We start from the raw sequence: 22,970 nt of genomic DNA on the forward strand, positions 1-22,970 counted from the left end.
GGTCGGCCATGCGTGCGCTTACCGTCGTAGTGCTATGCGTCTGGAGCTTGAGCGTCGCGGCTGCCGAGAACGGCCACGGCGGGCACGGAGACTCTGCACCGGGAGGTTCTGCCTCAGCCGCTCCCGTCTGGACAGACCTGCCGCTGATTGAGATGGCACCGGGCCGCGACCGTGCCGCCGCCACCTTTCGCCTGCGCAATCTGAGCGTTGACACCGTAAAAGCTTACGCTCCCGGCGATCGGGCACCGCTCCCCGAAGGTCTCCGCTTCAAAACCGACCGGTTGGAATGGGACATTACGGCGCAAGACGGGCGCTTCACCCTGCAATCCTCCGGCGTGGGCAATTACCACTGGCTGCAAGCGCGTCAGGAGAGCACGGATGGGGTGACTGTCGCCAGTACCGCGCATTTTTTCTCCAATCCTGGCCCGGCCCCGACCGACCTGCTGGATCGGCCTAAGAGCGAACTGGAAATCGTACCCGCGCCGCTGCCGCGTGAGCACAACCAGTACCGCGAAAATCAGAAGCGCTTTTTCATGCTGCGGTTTCAGGGTAAGCCGCTGGCTGGGACGACGCTGCGCTTTGTCAGTGATGCGGGCACTCGCGCCAGCTTCGTCAGCGATGCCGCTGGCCGCGTCCTGGTGAATTTTCCCGCTGATGTCAAGCCAGCGGAAGGCCAGGGCGGACACGGCCAGCCTGCCGCCAACCGCTTCGTTTTGGCGGTGGAGCATGAGGCCCAGGGCCGCCATTATCTGACCGCGTTTAACTACCGCTATGGCGCGAATGCCTATGCCCGCAGGAGCCTGCTCTGGGGCGGCGGTTTTCTGGCCTTGGGCGGTTTGCTCGGCCTACCTTTGATTATGCGCCGTAAGGAACCCACTCATGCCTGAAGCTGCTCAATCTGCCGTTCTTAGCCTGAGCCGTCTGCGGCTGGGCGTCCAGTTACTCATGTTGGCGCTGACCGTGTGGGGCGGCGCGCTGGTTGGCCACTACGCCGCCGAGAAAATCTCCAACGCCTTGCCCTCCTTGTCGTGCGCCTACGATCAGTCCAATGGCGCGTATTGCGTGCTGATTCCCCTGCAACACCAGATGCATCACCGGGTCGGCGAACTGATCCAACAGACCGGGAAGTTCACCCTCAGCCTGCTGTTGCCGCTGGTTTTCACGGTGGCGGCGTTCTATGCCTTTTATTTCTTCATCGGCAAGGCGTTTTGCGGTTGGATTTGCCCGCTGGGCACAGTGCAGGAAGGACTCTATCGGCTGGGTCGGGTACTGCGTCGGCCTTTTCGCCATTTATCCGAACGTGCGGCACGACGCCTGCGTCCCCTGAAATGGCTGGTGCTGCTGGTGTTGGTGCTGGGCTTGCCGTTGGCCGCCGGGCTGGGAGTGACTCCGCACGCCACCGGCGATGCCTTCTGTCAGGTTTGTCCCTCCCGTCTCGCCACCACACTGCTGACCGGTGATACCGAACAGGCCGCCATTCGCACCGGCGGGATTCTCGATTTCGCGTTTGGGGCGCTGGCCAATACCTTGTTTGGCTTTGTGCTGATTGCCAGTCTGGCTGTGCGCCAGCCGTTCTGCCGCATCTGTCCACTGCTGGCGATCAACGCCACGTTTCAGCGCTTATCGCCGCTGCGGCTGGTCAAGCAAGCCCATGACCGATGCGAAAAGTGCGGTATCTGCACCAAAGCCTGCCCGATGGATATTCCCGAAATCTGGCACGAGTCTGGCCAAAAAGCGTTTAACGAGGATTGCACTCTGTGCGGCCGTTGCGCCGAATTCTGCCCGGACGATGCGGTGATCCAAATCAAGTTTGGCCCCGCCCGCTTGTTTGGCGCATCACGCCCGTATTACAAGGCGCGGATTAAGCAGGAAAGCCCGCAAGGCGAACCGAAAATCGTGCGCTGGTTGCCGCCCAGGACCGGCGGCCATGGTTGAGTCGGCGGGTCTTTTCTCTGCCTGGCTGCTCGGTCTGTCCCTGGGCCTGACCGCCTGCACAGTGACCTGTCTGCCCTTCATGGGCACATGGGTGCTGGCGCGTCAACGTGCGGTGGTACTGGCCGATACCGGCTGGTTTCTCGCAGGCCGGGTGAGCGCCTATGCGCTGCTGGGTTGGGTTGCGGGTCTGTCGGGTGCTCGGCTGAGCGCTGAATTGCACGGTGGCCTGGGCCATGTCGCCATCGGCATCGCGTCGGTGGCCGCTGGCCTTTGGTTACTGTTGGGTGAGGGCCGCCCGCGCGGTTGTACGCCATTGCGCGCCGCACATACTCCACCGTTGGCGTTGGGCTTTGCGCTGAGCCTCACACCTTGCGCCCCGCTGGCTTCTCTGCTCGCTTTCACCGCCCAGTCCGGTTCTGCGACCTTCGGGGCTGCCCAGGGCCTGGCGTTTGGCCTCGGTGCAGCGGTGACGCCCTTGCTCCTGGTGCTGCCGCTGCTCGCGGCTTTTGGCGCACGGTTGAAAACGGAGCAGCGCTGGTTGGGTCTGTGGTTGCAACGTGGCGCGGGGTTGGTGCTGTTGGCGCTGGGTGGCTATCGTCTGTCTCTGGGGATGTGATGAACATGTTGAAAGACTGGGTTGAATACGGCGTGCTGGGCTTGCTGCTGGTGCTTTCGATCTGGGCGGTCGCCATCGGCATCGCCCGCTTTTTTTACTACCGGCGGGTCAATGTCGCTGCCTGGAAGCAGCGCGTGGAACTGGAAGCCGACCTCACCGCCGGCTTGACCACCATCGCCACCGTGGCGGCCAATGCTCCTTATGTCGGTCTGCTGGGCACCGTGCTCGGCATCATGCTGACCTTCCAGACTTTGGGCGCGACGGGCGACATCGACGTAAAAAGCATCATGACCGGGCTGGCGCTGGCGCTGAAAGCAACCGCTGCCGGTCTGGTGGTAGCGATTCCCTGCGTCGCGTTGAACAATGCGTTGCGCCGGAAAGTGAAGCTGTTGCTGGCCCGCTGGGATGCGCATCATGGATGAGGAAATCGCCTCTATCAATGTGATTCCGCTGGTGGACATCATGCTGGTGCTGCTGACGATTGTGTTGACCACCGCCACGTTTATCGTTACGGGCCAGATTCCGGTCGATCTGGCGCACGCCGCCCATGCGGAACAGAGCCAGCATAGTCCGGTGGTACTGACCCTCACCCTGCAACGCACCCTTTATCTGAACGATCAACCCATCGCCGATCTGGCTGCCGCCCTGAACGGTTTGCCGCCTGCCACGCCGATGGTGGTACGGGCCGATGGGGGTTTGGCCCTGCGTGATTTCATCGAGCTGGTGGATCGGGTCAAGGCGCTGGGCTTTTCCCAGGTCAGTCTGGAAGTTAAACGCACATGAGTTGGCGGGCCTGGGGGGCTTCTATCGCCCTCCATGCGGGTATGGTGAGTTTGTTGCTGAGCCTTGCTTCCGCTGATCCGCCCGTGCCTACTCATAGCCGGTGGGAGGTAAAACTGGCCGTTGCACCAGAGCCACCGGCTCCGGCCACTCCGCCAATCTCGCCAGCGCCAGCAACGCTTCCGGCTCCACCCAGTGCACCTCCCGAGGCACCCCCACTTGTTCCTGCTCCAGCCCCGGCGACTCCCAAACCGAAGCCCGCATTAGCCGCACCTTCTCGGCCCCGGCCAACTCCGCCGGTACTGCCCCGATCCAAGCCAATCCCGCCCCCGCCTGCCAAAGTGGTGGCGCAACCACTAAAACAGCATCAACCGCGCCCGGTTGCTGAAGCTGCGCCCCCGCCGCGTCAGCCCAAAATGCCGCTTGCTCCCTTTGCGGAACCGTCGCCCCGTGCTCCGCGCCAGGAGAACCGGCGTTGGATGACAGAAACGCCATCGCAACCATCCCCAGCCACCACTGAACGCTGGCCAGAGAGGCAGGGTGACAGCGGTGTAACCTTACCCGCTCGCAAACTCATAGCGCCCTCCGTTGCGGGCAGCAGTAGCAAAGCCGCCCCACCGGAGCCTGACCGTGCCCAGGCCAGGCAACTCTGGTATGCAGCCCTGACCCGGAAGTTGCGGGAAATGCGCAGCTATCCTCCGGTGGCCCGTCGTCTGGGCCAGGAGGGAGTGGTGACGATGGCCATTGAGATCGGAGCGAATGGAGAATTGCGTCTGGCGGAAGTGCGCCAGGGTTCCGGTTTCCCGGTGCTTGATCAGGCAGCCAAGGCGCTGGTTCGTGAGGCGGTGGCCGCTCTGCGCGGTCAATGGTCGCCGCCTGGCGAGAGTCGGCTGGAGATCCCGGTCGCCTATCGCCTGGATTGATGATCGCAAAGCAGGGGATTGCAGCGGACACGCCGGGAGCAGCGGCGAGATGGCCTGGCTACTGCTCCCGGTGCATTTGTGCGGAATGCTTAATGGCTGACGGTGACCTTCTTGCCTTTCTTCTGACCGATGGCTTTCAGCATAGCAGTGAACCAAGGCGTATCGATGTCGAAGGGTTTTCCACCTTTGATACGCGGAAACTCGATAGCTCGCAATACGCCGTTATGGTCTTCATCATGGCCGATGACGCCGGCTTCACCCCGCATGGCGCATTCGACGGCGAGGTCGGTGCATGATTTGATGAGGCGAATATCCTCAATGTTGGCGGCGGACGCGCGTGAAAAGTAACCCGATTTTTGAATCAGGGTTTTTTCCGAACCAATCATCTGGGAGAACTGTTCACCGAACCATTTACCGGGGTTTACTGCGTCGAGCTTGATATGACCGAAGGCATCACGCGGAACTTCCTGACCCTTGGCCTGTAATTCGGCGACGATGGCTTCCACGCCCGCACCTTCAGAAACGAAAATATTGATGCAATCGACCTTATCCATCGCGCTGCGCAGGCGTTTAGCCTCGGCGGCGATGTCGATGTGCATTTCCGGCACAAAGACCGCATGGACTTCAAAAGCGGAGCGGTCCAGTCCGATGGCGGGCAGCCACTCGGTGCGGTCCAGCAACTTGCGATATTCCAGCGCGGTGGCGGCAGTTAACCAGCCGCAATTGCGACCCATTACCTCATGAATGATCAACATGCGGGGATTGGCATTGTTTTCCGCAACGATGTTCTTGAAGTAACGAGCGCCTTGTTCGGCAGCGGTCCAAGCGCCCAGCGACTGCTTGATGGGATACACGTCGTTATCGACGGTCTTGGGTAGGCCGATGACGGTGAGGCCGTAGTTATTTTTCGCCAGAAACGCCGCAAGATCGGCCGCAGCGGTGTTGGTATCGTCGCCACCAATGGTATGGAGAACATCCACGCCATCCTTGACCAATTGATCCGCCGCGATCTTCTGGGGATCTTGTCCCTCTTTAACGAGGCCGCGCTTGACGCAATCCTTGACGTTAGTGAGTTTGACACGACTGTTACCGATGGGTGAACCGCCGAAGGTGTGCAGCAACCCGGCTTTTTCCCGGATTTCTGGGGTCACTTTGTAAGAGTCTCCCAGGAGCAATCCTTTATAACCACTGCGATAACAGATGATGTCGATGCTTGGATCAATCTCGGTATAGCGCTCGATCAGGCCACCAACTGCTGAGCTAAGGCAGGGGGCCAAACCGCCGGCCGTAAGAATCGCCACTTTTTTGGGTTTGCTCATAATGGGTATTTACCTTGTTAGATTGACAGCAAAGGGCAAAAGAGGTCCAAAGCAAACTAAAATGTAGGGTACATTCCGCCATTCAACAACGCAAAACGCGCCAGAGGCAGCGAAGTTTTTTCGCCTGCTGTCCGCTTAGGGGCGCCATCTCAGCGGGCGATCAGGGAAGGCTTTGTAGCCAGTGAGTGGGGGAGCCTGTTCTCTTCAGGCCTGCACTACCGCCAAGGTTTGGCTCAGCCATTGGGCGATATCGCGGATTTCCTCCCAGCACACTTCATGACCCATCCCATAATCTTGCCATGCCACCGAATAGCCCAGATTTTCCAATAACTCGGCACTTTGTTGGCCATAGCGCATCGGAATCACGGCATCGTAATCGCCGTGCGCCATGAAGATCGGCGTTGGTTGGTTCGCGGGCCGTCGTTCATCAGAGAACTTGCTGATCAAGGGAAGATAACAGGATAAAGCCAAAATCCCGGCCAAGCGGTCGGGGTAGCGTAGTGCCGTGTGCAGCGCCATCGCCCCACCTTGGGAAAAGCCGGCCAGCACGATCCGGTCGGCGGCTATGCCGCGTTGTTTCTCGCGTTCGAGTAAGTCGCAGAGGGCCCGCTCAGAGGCGTAAACGCCCTCAGGGTCTTCCTGGCGCGGTAAATCCATGCTGAGCACATCGTACCAGGCGCGCATCCGCATTCCCCCATTGACCGTTACCGGCCGAATGGGCGCGTTGGGAAACACAAAACGAATCCCCAACTCGTCCGGGAGGCGTAATTCGGGGACGATAGGCTCGAAATCACGCGCATCGGCGCCAAGGCCGTGCATCCAGATGACGCTGGAACGGGCAGCGGTCTTGGGTTCGATTTCGACGGTGGTCAGTAGTGAGGGGTTCATGGCAAACGTTCCTGTGGAAGACCTTGGATTGGCATTAGCCGTGATGTCGAGTGGCTTGTCAAGCCGCCCTGACCGACCAAATGCAGGCTATACTGGCGCCTAATTTTGAGAGCCGCTTTTAAGGGATCGCTGAAATGTCCGAGTTTCGTGCCGGGCCCCTGTTGGCCGGATTGGTGTTGGCGCTGCTGTTGGCCGGTTGCGGTCAAAAAGGCCCGCTGTATCTGCCCAAATCACCCGCGTCGCCGCCTGCATCCGACCCGGCGCCACCGAGGCCCTGACGCATGGATCATTTCGAGTATCGGGATAACCGGCTGTACGCCGAAGATGTAGCGGTTGCCGACATCGCGGCGGTGGTCGGCACGCCGTGTTATATCTACTCCCGCGCCACCATCGAGCGGCACTGGCACGCCTTTGATCAAGCCTTTGGTGCCCATCCGCATTTGATCTGTTACGCGGTCAAGGCCAACAGCAATTTGGCGGTATTGAATAGCCTGGCGCGGTTAGGCTCAGGGTTCGATATCGTCTCAGTCGGCGAACTGGAGCGGGTCTTGGTAGCCGGCGGCGATCCCGGTAAGGTGGTTTTTTCGGGAGTAGGCAAGCGCCGCGATGAGTTGGAGCGCGCTTTGGAGGTCGGCATCCGCTGCTTCAATGTCGAGTCCGAAGCGGAATTGGCCATGCTGATGCAGGTAGCGGCCGCACAGGGTCGGCGGGCGCCGGTATCGCTGCGCGTCAATCCAGATGTGGATGCCGACACCCATCCCTATATTTCCACTGGTCTGAAACAAAATAAATTCGGCATCGACGTGGCGCGCGCACTGGCGGTTTATCAGCGCGCGGCTGCATCGCCCCACCTTGAAATTGTCGGAGTGGATTGCCATATCGGCTCGCAGTTAACGCGCCTCGCGCCGTTCGTGGATGCCCTGGATCGGGTGCTGGCCTTGGTGGCGCGGCTGGAAGCGCAGGGGGTCCGCATCCATCATATTGATGTCGGTGGCGGGCTAGGCATCCGCTACCGCGACGAGGAGCCGCCGTTGCCTGCTGAGTACGCCGTTGCCCTATTCGAACGTCTGCAAGGGCGACCGTATGAACTTTTACTCGAACCGGGCCGTGCGTTGGTCGGTAATGCGGGGATTCTGGTCACGCGGGTCGAACTGCTTAAACAAGGCGCCGATAAGAACTTCGCGGTCGTGGATGCAGCCATGAACGACCTGCTGCGTCCTGCCCTGTATTCGGCCTGGCAGGCGATCATTCCGGTCGAAGCGGGCGGTACCGGCGAACCGTCCCAGTACGATGTGGTAGGCCCGGTTTGTGAGACTGGCGATTTCCTCGGTAAAGATCGCGCGTTAAGCGTGGCCGCCGGCGATTTATTGGCGGTGCGTTCCGCCGGTGCCTATGGGTTTTCCATGAGTTCCAATTACAATTCCCGGCCGCGCGCCGCTGAAGTTATGGTGGACGGTGCGCAGTTTCAGGTGGTGCGCCGACGAGAGACGGTTACGGAACTGTATGCGGGAGAGACTATCCTAAGTTGATTCCAGCTTTCGAGAGATAACGCCATGGGTGCACGATTCACCAATCCTTCCGAAGAGCAGATTCGCGCGCTGCTCAAACAGGTTAAAACCATCGCCGTGGTGGGGCTGTCCGCTTCGCCGAGCCGGCCCAGTTACGGGGTTGCCAGGGCATTGCGCGGTTTTGGTTATCGCATCATCCCGGTCAATCCAACCGTGGCGGACGTGTTCGGCGAGAAAGCGTATCATAGCCTGCCCGATTTACCAGGGCCGGTCGATTTGGTGGATGTGTTCCGTGAGTCGCGCCATGTTGCTGGGTTGGTCGATGAATGTATCAGCCTGAAAGTGCCTGCGTTGTGGTTGCAAGATGGCGTGCTAGACGAAGCAGCCGCGCTGCGGGCGCGCGAGGCCGGACTGACTGTGATAATGGATCGTTGCATCTATCGGGATTACGCGCGGTTGCTGGCTTGATTGGTTGTCGCTACCGCGTGATCACTGAATACGCTGGCTCTTATCCTACCGACTAAAAAAGCCTTCATTGCAAGTCGCATCATGATCGAACGAACGACAGAACATCCGGTTCAGCACCGACTCAAGCTGCGCAATCTCCGTTTGTCGGATTACAACGACGTTCAGGAGATCATGGAATTGGTCTATCACAATATGGATGGCGCGTGGAGTCGCGAGCAATTCGCCTCGCAAATCGCCCGCTTTCCTGAGGGCCAAATTTGTATCGAAGACAACGGTAAAGTGGTGGGGTCCGCCCTGAGCCTGCTGGTCGATTACGGCCGTTACGGTGACCGACACACCTACTGGCAGATCATCGGCGACGGTTATCTCACCACGCACGACCCAAACGGCGACACCTTGTATGGCGTGGATATTTTCGTCCACCCGGATTATCGGGACATGCGGCTGGGCCGGCGCCTGTATGATGCCCGCAAGGAGCTGTGCGAAAAGCTCAACCTGCGCGCCATCATGGTCGGGGGCCGAATTCCCGGCTATGGCAAATATTCTGCCGAAATGAGTCCGCAGCAGTACGTCGAGATGGTGAAGGCCAAGGAACTGGTTGACCCGATCTTGACCTTCCAGTTGGCTAATGATTTCCATGTCCGACGGATCGTCACTGGTTATTTGCCGGACGATACCGATTCCAAGGCGTATGCCGTGCTGTTGGAATGGCTGAACATCTATTATGAGGAGAAGGAAATCCTGATTGGTGGGCGCAAGTCGGTGGTGCGGATCGGGGCCGTTCAGTGGCAGATGCGCCAGACCGCTTCGTTGGAAGAATTGTTGCAGCAGGTCGAGTATTTCGTGGATGCGGTCGCCGGTTACAAGACCGACATCGTGCTCTTTCCTGAGTTCTTCAACGGCCCGTTGATGGCCCAATTTCACCAGAGCAATACCGCTGAGGCCGTGCGCCAGCTCGCCGAATATACCGAACCCTTACGCGATGCGATTTTGGAATTGGCTATCGCCTATAATGTCAATATCATCGCCGGCAGTATGCCCGAATATCAGGGCGGCGCGTTGTATAACGCAGCTTATCTATGCCGGCGTGACGGGACTTGGGAAAAACAGTCCAAACTGCATATCACCCCGGACGAACGGTCGTACTGGGGTCTGCAAGGGGGTGACACGCTGCAAGTGTTCGAACTGGATGTCGGCAAGATCGGTATCCTCATCTGCTATGATGTTGAATTTCCGGAACTCCCTCGCTTGCTCGCCGACCAGGGTATGCAAATCCTGTTCGTGCCGTTTTGGACCGATACCAAGAACGCTTATCTGCGGGTTCGGCGCTGCGCTCAGGCCCGCGCCATTGAGAACGAATGTTACGTGGTGATTTCCGGTAGTGTCGGCAACTTGCCGAAGGTGGAAAACATGGACATGCAATATTCTCAAGCGGCGGTTTTTACACCGTCCGATTTCGCCTTTCCCCATGATGCCATCGCTGCCGAAGCCACACCAAACACTGAAATGACCCTGATCGTCGATCTGGATTTGGATAATTTGAAGGAAATGCGCACCCATGGCAGCGTGCGCAACTTTCGTGACCGGCGGCTGGACTTGTACAAGATCGCCTGGACTGGCCGGAATTAAGCCGGCCTGACCGTTTGGGCTGTATCCGTAAAGGCAACGGCATGACACTGCGATTTACCAAGATGCACGGCCTGGGCAACGATTTCGTGGTGATCGACGGCATCACTCAGACAGTGGCACTCGATCCAGATCGGATTCGTCGCTTGGCCGACCGCCATTTCGGTGTCGGTTGCGACCAGTTGCTTCTGGTGGAAGCCTCTGACCGGCCCGATGCCGATTTCCGTTACCGCATTTTCAATGCCGACGGTGGCGAAGTGGAGCAGTGCGGCAACGGCGCCCGCTGTTTCGCCCGCTTTGTACGCGACCGAGGCTTGATCGACCGCGATGATGTGCGGGTAGTGACTGCTGCTGGGTTGTTGCGGCTGCACATCCAACCGGATGGCCAAGTGGCGGTGGATATGGGCCAGCCGGTGTTGGAGCCGGCTCAAATTCCCTTTTTCGCCACGCAGCGCGCTGCACACTATCCGATAGCTGCCGATAGTATCGAGATGGACATCGGGGTGGTGTCAATGGGCAATCCCCATGCGGTGGTTGTGGTCGATGAGGTGGACCACGCACCGGTGGCCCATCTGGGTCCTTTGCTGGAGCGCCACGGCCGGTTTCCAAAGCGTGCTAATGTCGGCTTCATGCAAATCGTTGCTCCTGATCACATCCGCTTGCGGGTGTTCGAGCGTGGCGTCGGTGAAACCCTGGCCTGTGGCAGCGGCGCCTGTGCGGCGGTCGTGGTCGGTCGGTTGCAGGGGCTGTTAGCGCCCAGGGTCCGTGTCCAACTCGCTGGGGGTGATTTGAATATTCATTGGGCCGGGGAGGGAGAATCGGTCACCATGACTGGCCCTGTGGCAACCGTATTCGAGGGGTGGCTCGAATGGTGAAGGATGAGATGGCCGAAACAGATCCCGAAGCGAACATGGTTGCTTATCTGTGCGATCATCCAGAGTTTTTTGTTCGTCATCCAGAGCTGACGCAAAGTTTGCGTATCCCACATCCTTGCGAACCGGCAGTCTCCTTATTGGAATACCAGAATCGCCTGCTGCGGGGGCGCTGCCAACGCCTGCACGACAAATTGCTCGATCTGGTGGCCATCGCGCGGGATAACGACCGGCTGGCTGAGCGAGTACAGCGTCTGGCGCTGAACCTGCTTGATGCGCGTGGTGGGCTGGACGAGTTATTGCAGGGCATCAAGGCTATTTTGCTCGACGAGTTCAAGGCCGATTGCATCATGTTGTGCTTCACCGAGCCGCCCAGCGGTGGCTTTCGCGCGGCGGAAGATTTGTTGCGCCCGGATATCGTGGCGTTGTTCGCCGAGGTATTTCGCCTGGGTCAGCCGCAATGCAGTCGTTTAAGTTCCGAGCAAGCCGCCGTTTTGCGTTGTGACGAGGGGGCCAGCGCGGCGTCGGCCGCGTTGATTCCTTTGGGCGGCGACGAGTGGCGTGGGCTGCTGGTGTTGGGGAGTTCCGATCCTGACCGGTTTCATGCCGGGGTCGGCACCTTTTTTCTGGAGCGGATGGGCGAGCTGGTCAGTCAGGCGCTGCAAGCCCGGTTGTTGGCGCGCGGTTGGCAGATGAATCCAACGGACGATGACTCATCGGCCGCTAGCGGCGGTGAATAAATCCGCCAATTTTTGCTCAATAGCCTAACCAATCATCCAGTTGGGCGCGCGCTTGGTCGGCCCCTTCGCCGCTTAACCCGGAAAAGAGTTGAGCGCTGACGCCGGGGAAGTCACTTTGCAGCGTTGCCTGGAGTTGACGGAGCGCCGTCGTCGCCTGGCCTCGGCTCAATTTGTCGGCCTTGGTCAGGAGTATGTGCGCCGCCAAGCCGCGTGCTGCACGATACGCCAATAACTGCCGATCCAGCGCGGTCAAGGGATGTCGGACATCGACCAGCAGCAAAAGCCCGCGCAGAGCGGTACGCTCGCGCAAATACTGCCCTACCAGCACTTGCCAGTGTCGGCGGGTGGCTTCGGGTACCTGGGCATAGCCATAGCCGGGAAGATCGACCAGATAACGCGCCGTTGCCACCTCAAACACATTGAGTAATTGCGTGCGGCCAGGTGTTTTGCTGATCCGCGCTAAGCCACGCTGGCCCGCCAGCAAGTTCAGGGCGCTTGACTTGCCGGCATTGGAGCGGCCGGCAAAAGCCACTTCCCGCCCCGTGTCTGGCGGCAACCCGGAGAGCGTGTCGGCACTGCTTAGAAAACGAGTGGCACGATAGCGCGTGCTGGCAGGGGAAGTAGGGGCAATAAAGGTAGGCTTAATGGGGTTTCTCATTGAACTTGGCAGCCGAAACTGATATATAAAACCACTGCTTTCGCTGGGCGGGATCTGCCGGGGTAAGCGCTGATTTCCGTCCACCTAACGCCATTGGCTGATCGCCCGAACCGAACACCGTTATCGTACAGGAGCATTCTAAAAATGAAAAAATTCGTTGTGATCGCTGCGACGTGTGCACTGCTCGGTTCCGCAACCGCCGCATTGGCCGCCGGTGACGCTACGGCCGGCAAAGCGAAATCCGCGACCTGTGCCGCATGTCATAATGCCGATGGCAATAGCGCCAATCCGCAGTATCCCAAGCTGGCCGGGCAAGGTGCCGATTATCTGCTCAAACAGTTGCAAGATTATAAGGCGGGCGTCCGGGTTAATCCGATCATGGCGGGTATGGTTGCACCGCTCAGCCCGCAAGATATGGAGGATTTGGCCGCTTATTTCGCCTCTCAACAAGTCGCTCGTGCCGCTGCCGATCCGGCCTTGGCCCCTCAAGGCGAAGCGCTGTTTCGTGGTGGCAATCTGACCAGCGGTGTTTCGGCGTGTGCCGCCTGCCATGGAACTGTGGGTGCCGGTAATCCCCTTGCCAAATTCCCCGCTATCGCAGCCCAGCACGCGGAATATCTCCAGCTACAGCTCAAAGCCTTCCGTGCTATGGAGAGAACCAATGATGCGGGCCAGATGATGCGGAGCATCGCCGCCAAGATGACCGATCCTGAGATCAAGGCTGTTTCGTCTTACATTCAAGGCTTGCAATGAGGGCCGAGGCTACATCCGGTTAAATCCGGCTAAAAGCTGTCAGTTCGTGGGGTGGCCTTTTGGCCACCCTTTTTTGTGTCGTCCGAGCCATGCTTTCTCTCAAGTGATGAACGCTTTCAGATCGGCTCGGTCGAAAAAGCGTTCTCTCCACGACGTCTAAATTGATCAGTGAACGAAGCTACCGCGCGCGAAACCCCCTCACGCCGTCCCTTGGGTTGGGTACTGCTCGAATTTTTCGGTTCGATGAATTTGGCGATCAGCTTGCTGGTCATTATCGCGGTCGCCTCGGTCATCGGGACCGTTTTGCAGCAAAACCAGCCCTATGCAAACTATGTCCTCAAATTTGGGCCGTTTTGGTTTGAAGTGTTTGGTTGGCTCGGTTTGTATGATGTCTATGGCAGCGGTTGGTTTATCGGCATCCTTGGCTTTTTGATTTTGTCCACCGGTGTTTGCTTGTATCGGCAGGTGCCGGTCATGCTGCGTGAGATGGTGCGGTTTCGTACTCAAGTCCAGCTTGATTCCTTGCGGGGATTTCAGCAGCGGGCTGAATGGCTGTTGCCGGGTTGGGATGGTGAACGGGTCACAGCGGAAGCAACCAGTGCATTGCGTGCTTGCGGCTACCGTTGGCGGTTACAGAATTATGGAGATCATCGGGTGGCCGCAGGGATGCGGGGCGGTTATCACCGATTAGGTTATTTATTTACTCATGCCGCCGTGGTAGTGATCGGGATCGGCGGGCTGATGGATGGCAACTTGTGGTTGAAACTCAAGGAATGGCGCGGGCAGATCGCTATCGAGCGGCGTGATTTGGCCTCTGGCGAGGTGCCGGCGATCAGCCGGTTACAACCTGGCACAATTCCGGCCTTTCGCGGCAATGTGATGTTGCCGGAAGGCTCGGCGGCCAATTTCGTCTTTTTGCGGTTGCGCGATGGCTATCTGGTCCAGGAACTACCCTTCGCCATTGAGTTGAAGGAATTCCAGGTCGCTTATTACGATACCGGGCAGCCGAAAACATTTATCAGCCAAGTCCGCATCCATGATCGTGAACATCTTGGTGATCAGCCCCTGGAAGCGACCATCCAGGTCAACCATCCGTTGGTGTATCGCGGCTATGCGATCTATCAGTCTGATTTTGGTGATGGCGGCTCCAAGCTGGAATTAAGCGCCTGGCCCTTGGCTGGTTCCCGATCTGAACCGCTGGAGCTGAAAGGAGAAATCGGCGGTACGCTCAAGTTGACCGGATCGGCCGGGTCGCTGCGCGTGGAGCTTGATGATTTTCGCCTGTTCAATCTGCTGCCAGAGCCGGATGCCAAGCCTGGAGATCGTAAATTTCGCAACTTCGGTCCCAGCGTCGGTTTCAAACTGCGCGATGCGGCCGGGCAAGCACGCGAATACTTCAATTACATGGCCCCAGCGCGTTTGGAAGATCGCCTGTTCTTTATCACCGGGATGCGAACCCGTCCGGGCGATGCCTTCACCTACCTGCATATCCCCGCTGCCAATAATAGCCCTGAGCGGTTCCTGAAATTTAACGCCCGCGTGCATGATACTGAACGGGTGCGGGCACTGCTGGAGCGCGCCACGCCAGCGGCGGATAAGCCGGAGTTTCAGCACGACCTGAATCTGGTACGGGCGAATTTACTCGACTTGTTCGTCAAAGGCGGTTTCGCCGCGATCACCGAACGGGCCAAAGCGGTGGTACCGCCGGATCGGCTACCGGAAGCGACCAAACTGTATTTGAGCATCCTGCGGGATACTTTGGCGGAAATTTTTCTGGAGATATTGCGCGAGGAAGGGGTCCCAGTAGAGCAGGGGGTCGGCGCCGCCGAAGATGCGTTTTTCAACGATGCCGTATCGGCGTTGGCGGCACTCCCTGATTATGGAGCACCGTTCTTTCTGCAAATGACCCGTTTTCAACAAGTGGAGGCGTCTGGTTTGCAAGTCACCTACAGCGGCGGCACCACCGTAGTCTATATCGGTTTTGCCTTGTTGATAGCGGGCGTTTTTATCATGTTTTATACCGCTCATCGGCGAGTTTGGGCATGGCTGGCTGCCGAAGAGGGGGGCACTCGACTGGTGCTGGCGGGCACGAGTGGTCGGCGCCAGGCCGACTTCGCACGAGAGTTTGCCCGCATCGAAGCGGTTATGGCCCGCCGGTTCGGTGTTGAGCCGCAGCCGCAGCCGGTGCCGCCGACCCATCTGTGAAAAGAATACCCAGCGTCATGCTGAGTTTTTACCGGTACATCACGCATAATGAGCATATCCCCGCAACCAATCAATCAGCCGCGAGAGGGTGGCGACCATGGCCGTAACACATGAGGTAATGCTGGAATCTTGGGATCAGCCCGCCCCCTGGCGCAGCTTGAGGGCTTGGGATGTCCTCTGGGGATTGCTGGTATTGGCCGGCTCCGGGTATGCCTACATGCTGTATCGCCCTTATATGGACGGTTACGAGGTAGCGATTCAAAGCGGGGCGACGCTGGCGTTGATCGCCTGGGGCTTATATTGGAAGCCGGCTCGAGCCTTTACCCTGGTAGTGACCGGGTTGGCGGTGATAGCGTTGTGGCGCTATGGCAACGATCTGGGATTACGCCGCAGCAATTTTTTGCTGAAATATTTCCTGGAAAGCCAGGCGGCGTTCATGTGGATGAGCACCTTGTATGTCCTCGCCACTTTGACCTACTTCGGCGCTCTGTTGAGCCGCTCTGACTTTACCGGCCGTACCGCTACCGCGTTGACCTGGAGCGCGACGGTGATGGGGTTGACCGGGTTGCTTGTGCGTTGGCGTGAATCCTATCTGTTAGGCGCGGATATCGGTCACATCCCGGTGAGTAATCTTTATGAAGTGTTTATCCTGTTTGCGCTGATCACGGCGCTGCTTTATCTGTTCTACGAGGATCGCCACCGCACCCGCGCCATGGGTGGATTTGCCTTGCTGGCCATCAGCGGCGCTGTGGCTTTTCTGCTGTGGTATACCTTAGACCGTCAAGCCCATCACATTCAGCCGCTGATTCCCGCGCTACAAAGCTATTGGATGAAGATTCACGTTCCGGCCAATTTCATTGGTTACGGGGCCTTTGCCCTGGCGGCGATGCTGGGGGTGGCTTATCTTTTGCGGGTTGCGGTGGAGGCCCGTCAACCGACTGGGCTTTTAGCGCGTGTGCTCCCCCCACTGGAGCTGTTGGACGACGTAATGTATAAAGCCATCGCGCTGGGCTTTGCCGCTTTTACCATTGCCACCATTCTCGGTGCCTTGTGGGCGGCCGAGGCGTGGGGTGGCTACTGGTCCTGGGACCCGAAGGAAACTTGGGCGCTGATCGTCTGGTTGAACTATGCTGCCTGGTTACATTTGCGGTTGACCAAGGGATGGCGTGGCGCTCCGATGGCCTGGTGGGCGGTGATCGGTTTGTTTGTCACCTTATTCGCCTTCCTGGGCGTCAACATGTTTTTATCGGGGCTGCATTCCTACGGCACCCTGTGAGCAGCCGAGCACCGCGTTTTGCTATCGAACTGAGAGAAATCACTCCCATGACACCTATTTTTCGTCGCCTGTTACTGGTCGTCTTTGCCTGTGGCTTGCCGCTGATGGCTGTTCGTGCCGCTGACCCCGCGCCGCCGCCGCCGGCGTTTCAGGAAGGCAAGGAGTATGGCAAGCTCACGACCCCGATGCCGCCTATGGTGGCCGGTAAACCGGAAGTCATTGAATTTTTTTCGTATAACTGCCCGCATTGCCATGACCTTGAACCGACAGCTCAGGAATGGCTTAAGCGCAAGCCGAATGATGTTCAGTTCATCCGGGTTCCTGTCTCCTTTAATCCGAGTTGGGAAGTGACATCCCGTGCGTACTACGTGGCTGAAAGCCTCGGTGTTTTGGAAAAAATGCATCGGCCTCTGTTCGAGGCGATCCATCGCGACAAGCGCAGCCTGGCGAGCGAAGATGAGGTGGCGGCGTTGTTTGTCGAGAATGGGGTTGATGAAGCGGCTTTCCGCAAAGCCTACAAATCCTTCCAAACTGAAACGCAAATGCGACGGGCTAACCAGCTAGTCCAGCGCTACGGCGTGCGCGGTGTGCCCATGCTCGTCGTCAACGGGCAGTATGACGTGCGCTCCCCACGGATGTTTGAGGTCGTGGATTTTTTGTTGGCCCGCTGAGCGGCTCGTGTGAGCGAAGGCGGTACACCATGGCGGGTCCAAGTCAATCGCGTCGATTACGACTGCTCAGCTACAATATCCAAAGCGGGCTGACGACCCACAATTATTCGCAATATCTGACCCGAAGCTGGAAGCATCTGGTGCCGGTGCCTTCGCGTATGGCCAATTTGGATGGGATCGCCCGGATTCTGGCCGACTACGATATCGTGGCGTTGCAAGAAGTCGATGCAGGCAGCCTAAGAAGCGGTTTTGTTAATCAAATTAAATATTTGGCTGACTCCGCTGGTTTCAAACACGTATACGATCAAGCCAACCGCAAAATCGGCATGATCTCGCAGCACGGCAATGCTTTGCTCAGCCGTGTGCGCCCAGCCGCTATTGCCGAGCACAAGTTGCCGGGATTGATACCGGGTCGCGGGGTACTGGCCGTCCGCTTCGGCAGTGGACCCGACGCGCTGCATGTTTTGATTTTGCACATGGCGTTGGGTCGGCGTGGCCGGTTGCGGCAGGTCGAATTTTTGATCGATCTGGTGCGTGATTGCCATCACGTCATTCTGATGGGTGATCTTAATTGTGGTTCGGACAGCCCGGAGTTGATGGCCTTATTAGCGGCTGCCCGTTTATCTGAACCCGCACCTGGGCTGTATACCTTTCCTAGTTGGCGCCCCAACCGCCAACTGGATCATATTCTGGTCTCACCCTCGCTCACCGTGGAGCGTGTCCAGGTTCTGGGCCACGCCTACTCCGATCATTTGCCGATTGCCATGGATGTGCGCTTACCCAAGGGATTGCGGTTAACTGGCCGAGCCAAGCCTTGAGCCTGGACCGGACCCAATCGGCAGCCCAGCGCTTCACTAAAACGGCCTATGAGCGATTTTTGGGGCGTCATCGAACAGCATATCAGGGCCACGACCGGCGAGCCTTTGCAGATCGGTCGGCATCAGCCGCTAGGTGGTGGCTGTATCAATCAGGCATGGCGAGCCAGTGATGGCAAACGCGACTATTTCGTCAAGGTCAACGCGGCCGCCGGCGCGTTGTCGATGTTCGCGGCCGAAGCGGCCGGATTGGCAGAACTGGCCGAGACAGCGACCGTGCGGGTGCCTAAGCCGATCTGCCATGGCAGTGCTGAGGGGCCAGCTTACCTCGTCCTGGAATATTTACCCTTGCAGGGTGGTGATGCCTTGGCTATGGAAACCCTCGGTCGCCAACTGGCCGCGTTACATCAGCAGCGGCGGCCTTACTTCGGTTGGCATCGGGATAACACCATCGGTTCGACGCCACAGCCCAACGGCCGCCATGAGCAGTGGATCACGTTTTGGCGTGAACGGCGATTAGGGTTTCAACTGCAATTGGCGGCCACCAACGGCCATGGTGGTGCATTGCAGCGCGCCGGCGAACAGTTGTCGGCACGGTTAGCGGGATTATTTGTGGGCTATCAGCCGTCACCAGTCTTATTACACGGTGATTTATGGGGTGGTAATGTCGGTTGTACGGCAGGCGGTGAGCCGGTGATGTTTGACCCGGCCGTCTATTATGGCGACCACGAAACCGATCTGGCGATGACGGAATTGTTTGGCGGTTTTTCAGAGCGCTTTTATGCCGCCTATCGTGAAGCGCTACCGATGGATTGTGGTTATCCAGGGCGGCGCACACTCTATAACCTGTATCATATCCTCAATCACCTCAATTTGTTTGGCGCCAGCTATCGCCACCAAGCAGAAGCGATGCTGACCCAGCTATTGGCCGAACTGGGATAAGATGCCCACTGGCATGGATCGCGGCCGGATAAGACCGTTTTTGCTGGGACTATCAGCTTTCCTAATCGGCTGGGTACCGCTAGAATGCGCCCCGTTTATCCAGCAAACCGGTGTTGTTGGCCATCCGCTGTGTTGGCTCTGCCTGCCTACGACCCACGAGCGGCGCTGCGGGGGGCTTGTTGGGTTTCCATCTGCCGAATGCGCCCGCCAGTGCTTTCTTGATGCTGCCCTATTGATCTCGTGAACCTCTTGCCGAGCGCTCCGCTGCTCGAAATGACCCTCATGGACCCCTATAAGCTTACCCATCTCAAACAGCTCGAAGCCGAGAGCGTACACATCATCCGCGAGGTGGTCGCCGAATTCCAAAACCCGGTGATGCTGTATTCCATCGGTAAGGATTCTTCGGTGATGCTCCATTTGGCGCTAAAAGCCTTTTATCCGGGCAAGCCGCCGTTTCCGCTGCTGCATATCGATACCACCTGGAAATTTCAGGAGATGATCCGTTTTCGTGATGAGCACGCTCAACGAGTGGGCATGGAATTGATTGTTCACACCAATCAGGATGGGTTGCGGGAGGGCATCAACCCCTTTACCCACGGTTCGCGGGTCTACACGGATGTGATGAAAACCCAGTCTTTGAAGCAAGCCCTGGAGCTACATGGCTATGATGCCGCCTTTGGCGGTGCTCGCCGCGACGAAGAACGCTCGCGGGCCAAGGAGCGAGTGTATTCATTTCGTGATCGCAGCCATCGTTGGGACCCAAAAAACCAGCGGCCAGAATTATGGAATCTGTACAACGGTCGGGTTCATAAAGGGGAAAGCATTCGGGTCTTTCCGCTGTCCAACTGGACCGAGCTGGATATCTGGCAATATATCCATTTGGAAAATATTCCCATCGTCCCGCTCTATTTGGCTGCCGAACGCCCGGTGGTGGAACGGGATGGCACCCTGATCATGGTCGATGATGAGCGAATGCTGCTGAATCCCGGCGAAAAGCCGACACTGGAACAGGTGCGATTTCGTACCCTGGGCTGTTATCCGTTGACGGGTGCGGTACGTTCACACGCGACAACCTTGCCAGAGATCATTCAGGAGATGCTGATGACCCGCCATTCAGAGCGCCAGGGCCGCCTGATCGATCATGATGCGGCCGGTTCGATGGAAGAGAAAAAGCGCCAGGGGTACTTTTGATATGTCTCATGCCTCGCCGTTGATTGAGCAGGATATCGCCGCCTATCTGGAAACGCACGAGCGCAAAGACCTGCTGCGCTTTATTACTTGCGGTAGCGTTGACGATGGCAAGAGTACGCTGATCGGTCGGCTGTTGTACGACACCCAATTAATTTATGAGGATCAATTAGCCGCTGTGCGCCGCGATACGGTGCGTTACGGTACGACTGGCGAGGAACTGGATCTGGCGCTGCTGGTCGATGGCTTGCAGGCGGAGCGCGAGCAGGGCATTACTATCGATGTCGCCTACCGCTATTTTTCCACTGAAAAACGCAAATTTATCATTGCCGACACGCCTGGCCACGAGCAATACACTCGCAATATGGCCACCGGTGCCTCGACTGCGCAATTGGCGATCCTGCTGGTGGATGCCCGCAAGGGTGTCCAGGTACAAACCCGTCGCCACAGTTTCATCGTCTCGCTGCTTGGCATCCGCCATTTGGTGTTGGCGATCAACAAAATGGATTTGGTGGGTTTCGATCAGGCGGTATTCGAACGCATTCGTGAGGATTACCGCGAATTTGTCGATAAATTGGGTGTGCGGGATGTCCGCTGCGTGCCGGTTTCTGCGCTGCGTGGCGATAACGTGGTTGATCCTTCCGAGGTGATGCCTTGGTACACGGGGCCGACCCTGTTGCATCTACTGGAAGACGTCGAAGTCTCCGCCGACCGCAACCTGCGCGCTTTCCGGTTCCCGGTCCAATACGTGAATCGACCCAATCTGGATTTTCGCGGGTTTTGCGGCACCATCGCCGCCGGTACGGTGCGGCCTGGTGATTCGGTGGTCGTATTTCCGTCGGGTCGGCGTAGCCAGATAGCGACCATCGTCACCGCTGAGGGTGAATTGACCGAAGCCTGTGTCGGGCAAGCGGTGACGCTGACCCTGAATGATGAGATTGATATTAGCCGCGGGGATTTACTGGTCGATCCCAATCATCTTCCGGCGGTAGCCGATACTTTTGATGCGCGCGTGGTATGGCTGGCGGATACCCCCTTGTTGGCAGGCCGACAATACGATCTTAAGCTGGGTACGCGGCTGGTTCCGGCCATCTTGAGCTTGTTGCACCACCGGATTGATGTGAATACCTTAGAGCATCAGCACGCCGAAGAACTGCATTTGAACGAAATCGGCTACTGTCGCTTCGCGCTGAACCAGCCCGTCCCGTTCGACCCGTATGAAGAGAGTCCGGGGACCGGGGGGTTTATCGTCATCGACCGAGTGAGCAACGCCACGGTGGGTGCCGGCATGATCGTCCGGCGCGCAACTCAGGCGCTGTCTGACAAGGCAAGGAATGTGGTTTGGCACCAACATAAGGTCGCCAAGACGCAGCGGGCCAACCAAAAGGCCCAGCAACCGTGTGTGGTCTGGCTGACTGGACTGTCGGGATCAGGTAAATCGACGATGGCCAATGCGCTGGAACAGCGGCTGTTGCAGCGCGGTTATCATAGCTATTTGCTGGATGGTGATAACGTTCGCCACGGCTTGAACCAGGATTTAGGCTTTTCCAAGGAAGACCGTATCGAGAACATCCGCCGGATTGGCGAGGTGGCCGCCCTGTTCGTCGATGCGGGGCTGATTGTCATCACTGCGTTCATCTCGCCGTTCCAAGCGGATCGTGCGCTGGTGCGGGCGCTGGTGCAAGAGGGTGAATTCATTGAGGTTTATGTAAAAGCGTCGCTCGAAGCGTGTGAGCGGCGCGATCCGAAAGGTTTATACGCCAAGGCGCGTGCCGGGGTTATCCAGGATTTCACCGGTATCGATTCGCCCTACGAACCTCCCGAACGGCCGGAACTGGTGCTGGATACCGAACATGAATCAGCGGAAGCGTGCCTGGATCAGTTGCTGGCCTATCTGAACGAGCGTCGAATTTTGCGCGGAAATTAACGCCGGATCGCAGCTTATCCAGTACCTGTTTTCAAAGGTAAAATCATGGCCAAAATTGCCTTCATCACCGGCGCCACCTCGGGTTTTGGCGCTGCGTGTGCGCGTTTGTTTGCCGCTAATGGCTGGTCGCTGATTCTCTGTGGTCGGCGCCAGGAACGTCTAGAGACACTGCGAGCGGAGTTAGCTGCCAAGGTTTCGGTGCATGCCTTTGTGCTCGATGTGCGTGATGAGGCTGCTGTCAAGCGAGCGGTCGCTGAATTGCCAGCGGAGTTTGCCGACATCGAGATACTGGTCAATAACGCCGGCTTGGCGTTGGGCTTGGAACCGGCCCAGCGTTGTGACATGGAAGATTGGGAACGGATGGTAGATACCAACATTAAAGGCTTAATGTATTGCACCCGTGCGATATTGCCGGGCATGGTGGCCCGTAATCAGGGTCATGTGGTCAATATCGGTTCGGTGGCGGGTACTTACCCTTATCCAGGGGGTAACGTCTATGGGGCCACCAAGGCTTTCGTCAAACAGTTTTCACTGAATTTGCGGGCTGACCTGGTGAATACCCGTGTGCGCGTCACCAACATTGAACCCGGCCTGGCGGAAAGCGAGTTTTCACTGGTGCGGTTCAAAGGCGATAGCGCTAAGGCCGATCATGTCTATCAAGGGACCGAGCCGCTGCGCTCCGAGGATATTGCCGATATCGTCTATTGGGCAGTGTCCCGTCCCGCGCACGTCAACCTTAACAGCATCGAGGTGATGCCGGTCTGCCAGGCGTTTGCGCCGTTCGCCATCCATCGCGAAAGCTGAGACTATGGCAGAGACCTCCGGTTCGGCCCGGTTATTCCCGCGCCACCGACACAGTT

The 22,970-nt window shown here is 58.1% G+C and carries 25 protein-coding genes; 21 read left to right on the forward strand and 4 right to left on the reverse strand.

Annotated elements, in window-relative coordinates:
* The first annotated feature begins 8 nt into the window (after positions 1–8).
* From BN873_RS09525 to BN873_RS09545, 5 genes are read left to right on the forward strand one after another with little or no spacing between them, the layout of a single operon-like run.
* Positions 9–887 carry a hypothetical protein gene (locus BN873_RS09525; protein ID WP_048673287.1) on the forward strand — a complete coding sequence of 293 codons (879 nt, stop codon included), beginning with the start codon at positions 9–11 and terminating at the stop codon, positions 885–887.
* Positions 880–1,935, forward strand: a complete 1,056-nt coding sequence (locus BN873_RS09530) for a 4Fe-4S binding protein (RefSeq protein ID WP_048673289.1) — start codon at positions 880–882, stop codon at positions 1,933–1,935. The genes BN873_RS09525 and BN873_RS09530 overlap by 8 nt, the downstream gene beginning before the upstream one ends.
* Positions 1,928–2,551 (forward strand): sulfite exporter TauE/SafE family protein, encoded by a 624-nt coding sequence (locus tag BN873_RS09535; RefSeq protein WP_048673291.1) that lies wholly within the window; start codon positions 1,928–1,930, stop codon positions 2,549–2,551. Before BN873_RS09530 ends, BN873_RS09535 begins: the two co-directional genes overlap by 8 nt.
* Positions 2,551–2,973, forward strand: a complete 423-nt coding sequence (gene exbB, locus BN873_RS09540; protein WP_048673293.1) for a TonB-system energizer ExbB — start codon at positions 2,551–2,553, stop codon at positions 2,971–2,973. Before BN873_RS09535 ends, exbB begins: the two co-directional genes overlap by 1 nt.
* Positions 2,966–3,334: an ExbD/TolR family protein gene (locus BN873_RS09545; protein WP_071244115.1), complete on the forward strand. Its 369-nt coding sequence runs from the start codon at positions 2,966–2,968 to the stop codon at positions 3,332–3,334. Before exbB ends, BN873_RS09545 begins: the two co-directional genes overlap by 8 nt.
* Positions 3,335–3,421: 87 nt before the next feature.
* On the opposite strand, the gene BN873_RS20385 is transcribed toward BN873_RS09545, so the two are convergent.
* Positions 3,422–3,826, reverse strand: a complete 405-nt coding sequence (locus BN873_RS20385) for a hypothetical protein (RefSeq protein WP_048673297.1) — start codon at positions 3,824–3,826, stop codon at positions 3,422–3,424.
* On the opposite strand from BN873_RS20385, the gene BN873_RS09555 reads away from it, so the two are divergent.
* Entirely contained in the window at positions 3,811–4,254 is a 444-nt protein-coding gene (locus BN873_RS09555) for an energy transducer TonB (RefSeq protein ID WP_048673299.1), read from the forward strand. The two genes, BN873_RS20385 and BN873_RS09555, sit on opposite strands and share 16 nt — an antisense overlap.
* A gap of 89 nt (positions 4,255–4,343) precedes the next feature.
* Here the strand turns inward: BN873_RS09555 and BN873_RS09560 are convergent, their stop codons facing one another.
* Both BN873_RS09560 and BN873_RS09565 read right to left on the reverse strand, forming a co-directional pair.
* On the reverse strand, positions 4,344–5,573 hold the full coding sequence (locus BN873_RS09560; RefSeq protein WP_048673301.1) for a pyrophosphate--fructose-6-phosphate 1-phosphotransferase: 1,230 nt from the start codon (positions 5,571–5,573) through the stop codon (positions 4,344–4,346).
* Positions 5,574–5,777: 204 nt separating this feature from the next.
* Positions 5,778–6,461, reverse strand: coding sequence for an alpha/beta hydrolase (locus tag BN873_RS09565; RefSeq protein WP_048673303.1), 684 nt, complete (start codon positions 6,459–6,461; stop codon positions 5,778–5,780).
* A 134-nt stretch (positions 6,462–6,595) separates the two neighbouring features.
* Here BN873_RS09565 and lptM point away from each other — a divergent pair, with 134 nt between their 5' ends.
* The 6 genes from lptM (at position 6,596) to BN873_RS09590 (ending at position 11,675) form a co-directional block, all read left to right on the forward strand.
* Positions 6,596–6,739, forward strand: a complete 144-nt coding sequence (lptM, locus tag BN873_RS19435; protein WP_082161198.1) for an LPS translocon maturation chaperone LptM — start codon at positions 6,596–6,598, stop codon at positions 6,737–6,739.
* Positions 6,740–6,742: 3 nt separating this feature from the next.
* Positions 6,743–7,990, forward strand: coding sequence for a diaminopimelate decarboxylase (lysA, locus tag BN873_RS09570; protein ID WP_048673305.1), 1,248 nt, complete (start codon positions 6,743–6,745; stop codon positions 7,988–7,990).
* A 24-nt stretch (positions 7,991–8,014) separates the two neighbouring features.
* Positions 8,015–8,437 (forward strand): CoA-binding protein, encoded by a 423-nt coding sequence (locus BN873_RS09575; protein ID WP_048673307.1) that lies wholly within the window; start codon positions 8,015–8,017, stop codon positions 8,435–8,437.
* An 81-nt stretch (positions 8,438–8,518) separates the two neighbouring features.
* Positions 8,519–10,066 (forward strand): bifunctional GNAT family N-acetyltransferase/carbon-nitrogen hydrolase family protein, encoded by a 1,548-nt coding sequence (locus BN873_RS09580; RefSeq protein ID WP_048673308.1) that lies wholly within the window; start codon positions 8,519–8,521, stop codon positions 10,064–10,066.
* 41 nt (positions 10,067–10,107) lie between these two features.
* Positions 10,108–10,938, forward strand: coding sequence for a diaminopimelate epimerase (dapF, locus tag BN873_RS09585; RefSeq protein ID WP_048673310.1), 831 nt, complete (start codon positions 10,108–10,110; stop codon positions 10,936–10,938).
* Positions 10,939–10,946: 8 nt separating this feature from the next.
* Positions 10,947–11,675, forward strand: coding sequence for a DUF484 family protein (locus tag BN873_RS09590; RefSeq protein WP_171820448.1), 729 nt, complete (start codon positions 10,947–10,949; stop codon positions 11,673–11,675).
* Positions 11,676–11,691: 16 nt separating this feature from the next.
* Here BN873_RS09590 and yihA read toward each other — a convergent pair whose 3' ends face one another.
* The gene (yihA, locus tag BN873_RS09595; RefSeq protein ID WP_082161199.1) at positions 11,692–12,333 is read right to left on the reverse strand and encodes a ribosome biogenesis GTP-binding protein YihA/YsxC; all 642 of its coding nucleotides are present in this window, start codon (positions 12,331–12,333) and stop codon (positions 11,692–11,694) included.
* 144 nt (positions 12,334–12,477) lie between these two features.
* On the opposite strand from yihA, the gene BN873_RS09600 reads away from it, so the two are divergent.
* The 9 genes from BN873_RS09600 to BN873_RS09640 all read left to right on the forward strand — a co-directional run bounded on the left by BN873_RS09600 (position 12,478) and on the right by BN873_RS09640 (position 22,914).
* Positions 12,478–13,086 (forward strand): c-type cytochrome, encoded by a 609-nt coding sequence (locus tag BN873_RS09600; protein WP_048673314.1) that lies wholly within the window; start codon positions 12,478–12,480, stop codon positions 13,084–13,086.
* A 168-nt stretch (positions 13,087–13,254) separates the two neighbouring features.
* The gene (locus BN873_RS09605) at positions 13,255–15,291 is read left to right on the forward strand and encodes a cytochrome c biogenesis protein ResB (RefSeq protein WP_048673316.1); all 2,037 of its coding nucleotides are present in this window, start codon (positions 13,255–13,257) and stop codon (positions 15,289–15,291) included.
* A 97-nt stretch (positions 15,292–15,388) separates the two neighbouring features.
* Complete coding sequence (gene ccsB, locus BN873_RS09610; RefSeq protein WP_048673318.1) at positions 15,389–16,567, forward strand: c-type cytochrome biogenesis protein CcsB; 1,179 nt, start codon at positions 15,389–15,391, stop codon at positions 16,565–16,567.
* Positions 16,568–16,614: 47 nt separating this feature from the next.
* Positions 16,615–17,238 (forward strand): thiol:disulfide interchange protein DsbA/DsbL, encoded by a 624-nt coding sequence (locus BN873_RS09615; protein ID WP_048673321.1) that lies wholly within the window; start codon positions 16,615–16,617, stop codon positions 17,236–17,238.
* A gap of 29 nt (positions 17,239–17,267) precedes the next feature.
* Entirely contained in the window at positions 17,268–18,056 is a 789-nt protein-coding gene (locus BN873_RS09620; RefSeq protein ID WP_048673323.1) for an endonuclease/exonuclease/phosphatase family protein, read from the forward strand.
* 48 nt (positions 18,057–18,104) lie between these two features.
* Entirely contained in the window at positions 18,105–18,995 is an 891-nt protein-coding gene (locus BN873_RS09625; protein WP_048673326.1) for a fructosamine kinase family protein, read from the forward strand.
* 282 nt (positions 18,996–19,277) lie between these two features.
* Positions 19,278–20,186, forward strand: coding sequence for a sulfate adenylyltransferase subunit CysD (gene cysD, locus BN873_RS09630; protein ID WP_048673328.1), 909 nt, complete (start codon positions 19,278–19,280; stop codon positions 20,184–20,186).
* A gap of 1 nt (position 20,187) precedes the next feature.
* The gene (gene cysN / locus BN873_RS09635; RefSeq protein ID WP_048673331.1) at positions 20,188–22,110 is read left to right on the forward strand and encodes a sulfate adenylyltransferase subunit CysN; all 1,923 of its coding nucleotides are present in this window, start codon (positions 20,188–20,190) and stop codon (positions 22,108–22,110) included.
* A gap of 45 nt (positions 22,111–22,155) precedes the next feature.
* Positions 22,156–22,914, forward strand: coding sequence for an SDR family oxidoreductase (locus BN873_RS09640; RefSeq protein ID WP_048673332.1), 759 nt, complete (start codon positions 22,156–22,158; stop codon positions 22,912–22,914).
* Positions 22,915–22,970 lie beyond the last annotated feature (56 nt).

This window comes from Candidatus Competibacter denitrificans Run_A_D11, assembly GCF_001051235.1.
GTDB classification, from domain to species: Bacteria; Pseudomonadota; Gammaproteobacteria; order Competibacterales; family Competibacteraceae; genus Competibacter_A; species Competibacter_A denitrificans.

Excerpts from the sequence above, each read along its gene's own strand:
- BN873_RS09525 (WP_048673287.1), top strand. The coding sequence starts at position 9 with ATGCGTGCGCTTACCGTCGTAGTGCTATGCGTCTGGAGCTTGAGCGTC.
- BN873_RS09530 (WP_048673289.1), top strand. The coding sequence starts at position 880 with ATGCCTGAAGCTGCTCAATCTGCCGTTCTTAGCCTGAGCCGTCTGCGG.
- BN873_RS09535 (WP_048673291.1), top strand. The coding sequence starts at position 1,928 with ATGGTTGAGTCGGCGGGTCTTTTCTCTGCCTGGCTGCTCGGTCTGTCC.
- exbB (WP_048673293.1), top strand. The coding sequence starts at position 2,551 with ATGAACATGTTGAAAGACTGGGTTGAATACGGCGTGCTGGGCTTGCTG.
- BN873_RS09545 (WP_071244115.1), top strand. The coding sequence starts at position 2,966 with ATGGATGAGGAAATCGCCTCTATCAATGTGATTCCGCTGGTGGACATC.
- BN873_RS09555 (WP_048673299.1), top strand. The coding sequence starts at position 3,811 with ATGACAGAAACGCCATCGCAACCATCCCCAGCCACCACTGAACGCTGG.
- BN873_RS20385 (WP_048673297.1), bottom strand. The coding sequence starts at position 3,826 with ATGGCGTTTCTGTCATCCAACGCCGGTTCTCCTGGCGCGGAGCACGGG.
- BN873_RS09560 (WP_048673301.1), bottom strand. The coding sequence starts at position 5,573 with ATGAGCAAACCCAAAAAAGTGGCGATTCTTACGGCCGGCGGTTTGGCC.
- BN873_RS09565 (WP_048673303.1), bottom strand. The coding sequence starts at position 6,461 with ATGAACCCCTCACTACTGACCACCGTCGAAATCGAACCCAAGACCGCT.
- lptM (WP_082161198.1), top strand. The coding sequence starts at position 6,596 with ATGTCCGAGTTTCGTGCCGGGCCCCTGTTGGCCGGATTGGTGTTGGCG.
- lysA (WP_048673305.1), top strand. The coding sequence starts at position 6,743 with ATGGATCATTTCGAGTATCGGGATAACCGGCTGTACGCCGAAGATGTA.
- BN873_RS09575 (WP_048673307.1), top strand. The coding sequence starts at position 8,015 with ATGGGTGCACGATTCACCAATCCTTCCGAAGAGCAGATTCGCGCGCTG.
- BN873_RS09580 (WP_048673308.1), top strand. The coding sequence starts at position 8,519 with ATGATCGAACGAACGACAGAACATCCGGTTCAGCACCGACTCAAGCTG.
- dapF (WP_048673310.1), top strand. The coding sequence starts at position 10,108 with ATGACACTGCGATTTACCAAGATGCACGGCCTGGGCAACGATTTCGTG.
- BN873_RS09590 (WP_171820448.1), top strand. The coding sequence starts at position 10,947 with ATGGCCGAAACAGATCCCGAAGCGAACATGGTTGCTTATCTGTGCGAT.
- yihA (WP_082161199.1), bottom strand. The coding sequence starts at position 12,333 with ATGAGAAACCCCATTAAGCCTACCTTTATTGCCCCTACTTCCCCTGCC.
- BN873_RS09600 (WP_048673314.1), top strand. The coding sequence starts at position 12,478 with ATGAAAAAATTCGTTGTGATCGCTGCGACGTGTGCACTGCTCGGTTCC.
- ccsB (WP_048673318.1), top strand. The coding sequence starts at position 15,389 with ATGGCCGTAACACATGAGGTAATGCTGGAATCTTGGGATCAGCCCGCC.
- BN873_RS09615 (WP_048673321.1), top strand. The coding sequence starts at position 16,615 with ATGACACCTATTTTTCGTCGCCTGTTACTGGTCGTCTTTGCCTGTGGC.
- BN873_RS09620 (WP_048673323.1), top strand. The coding sequence starts at position 17,268 with ATGGCGGGTCCAAGTCAATCGCGTCGATTACGACTGCTCAGCTACAAT.
- BN873_RS09625 (WP_048673326.1), top strand. The coding sequence starts at position 18,105 with ATGAGCGATTTTTGGGGCGTCATCGAACAGCATATCAGGGCCACGACC.
- cysD (WP_048673328.1), top strand. The coding sequence starts at position 19,278 with ATGGACCCCTATAAGCTTACCCATCTCAAACAGCTCGAAGCCGAGAGC.
- cysN (WP_048673331.1), top strand. The coding sequence starts at position 20,188 with ATGTCTCATGCCTCGCCGTTGATTGAGCAGGATATCGCCGCCTATCTG.
- BN873_RS09640 (WP_048673332.1), top strand. The coding sequence starts at position 22,156 with ATGGCCAAAATTGCCTTCATCACCGGCGCCACCTCGGGTTTTGGCGCT.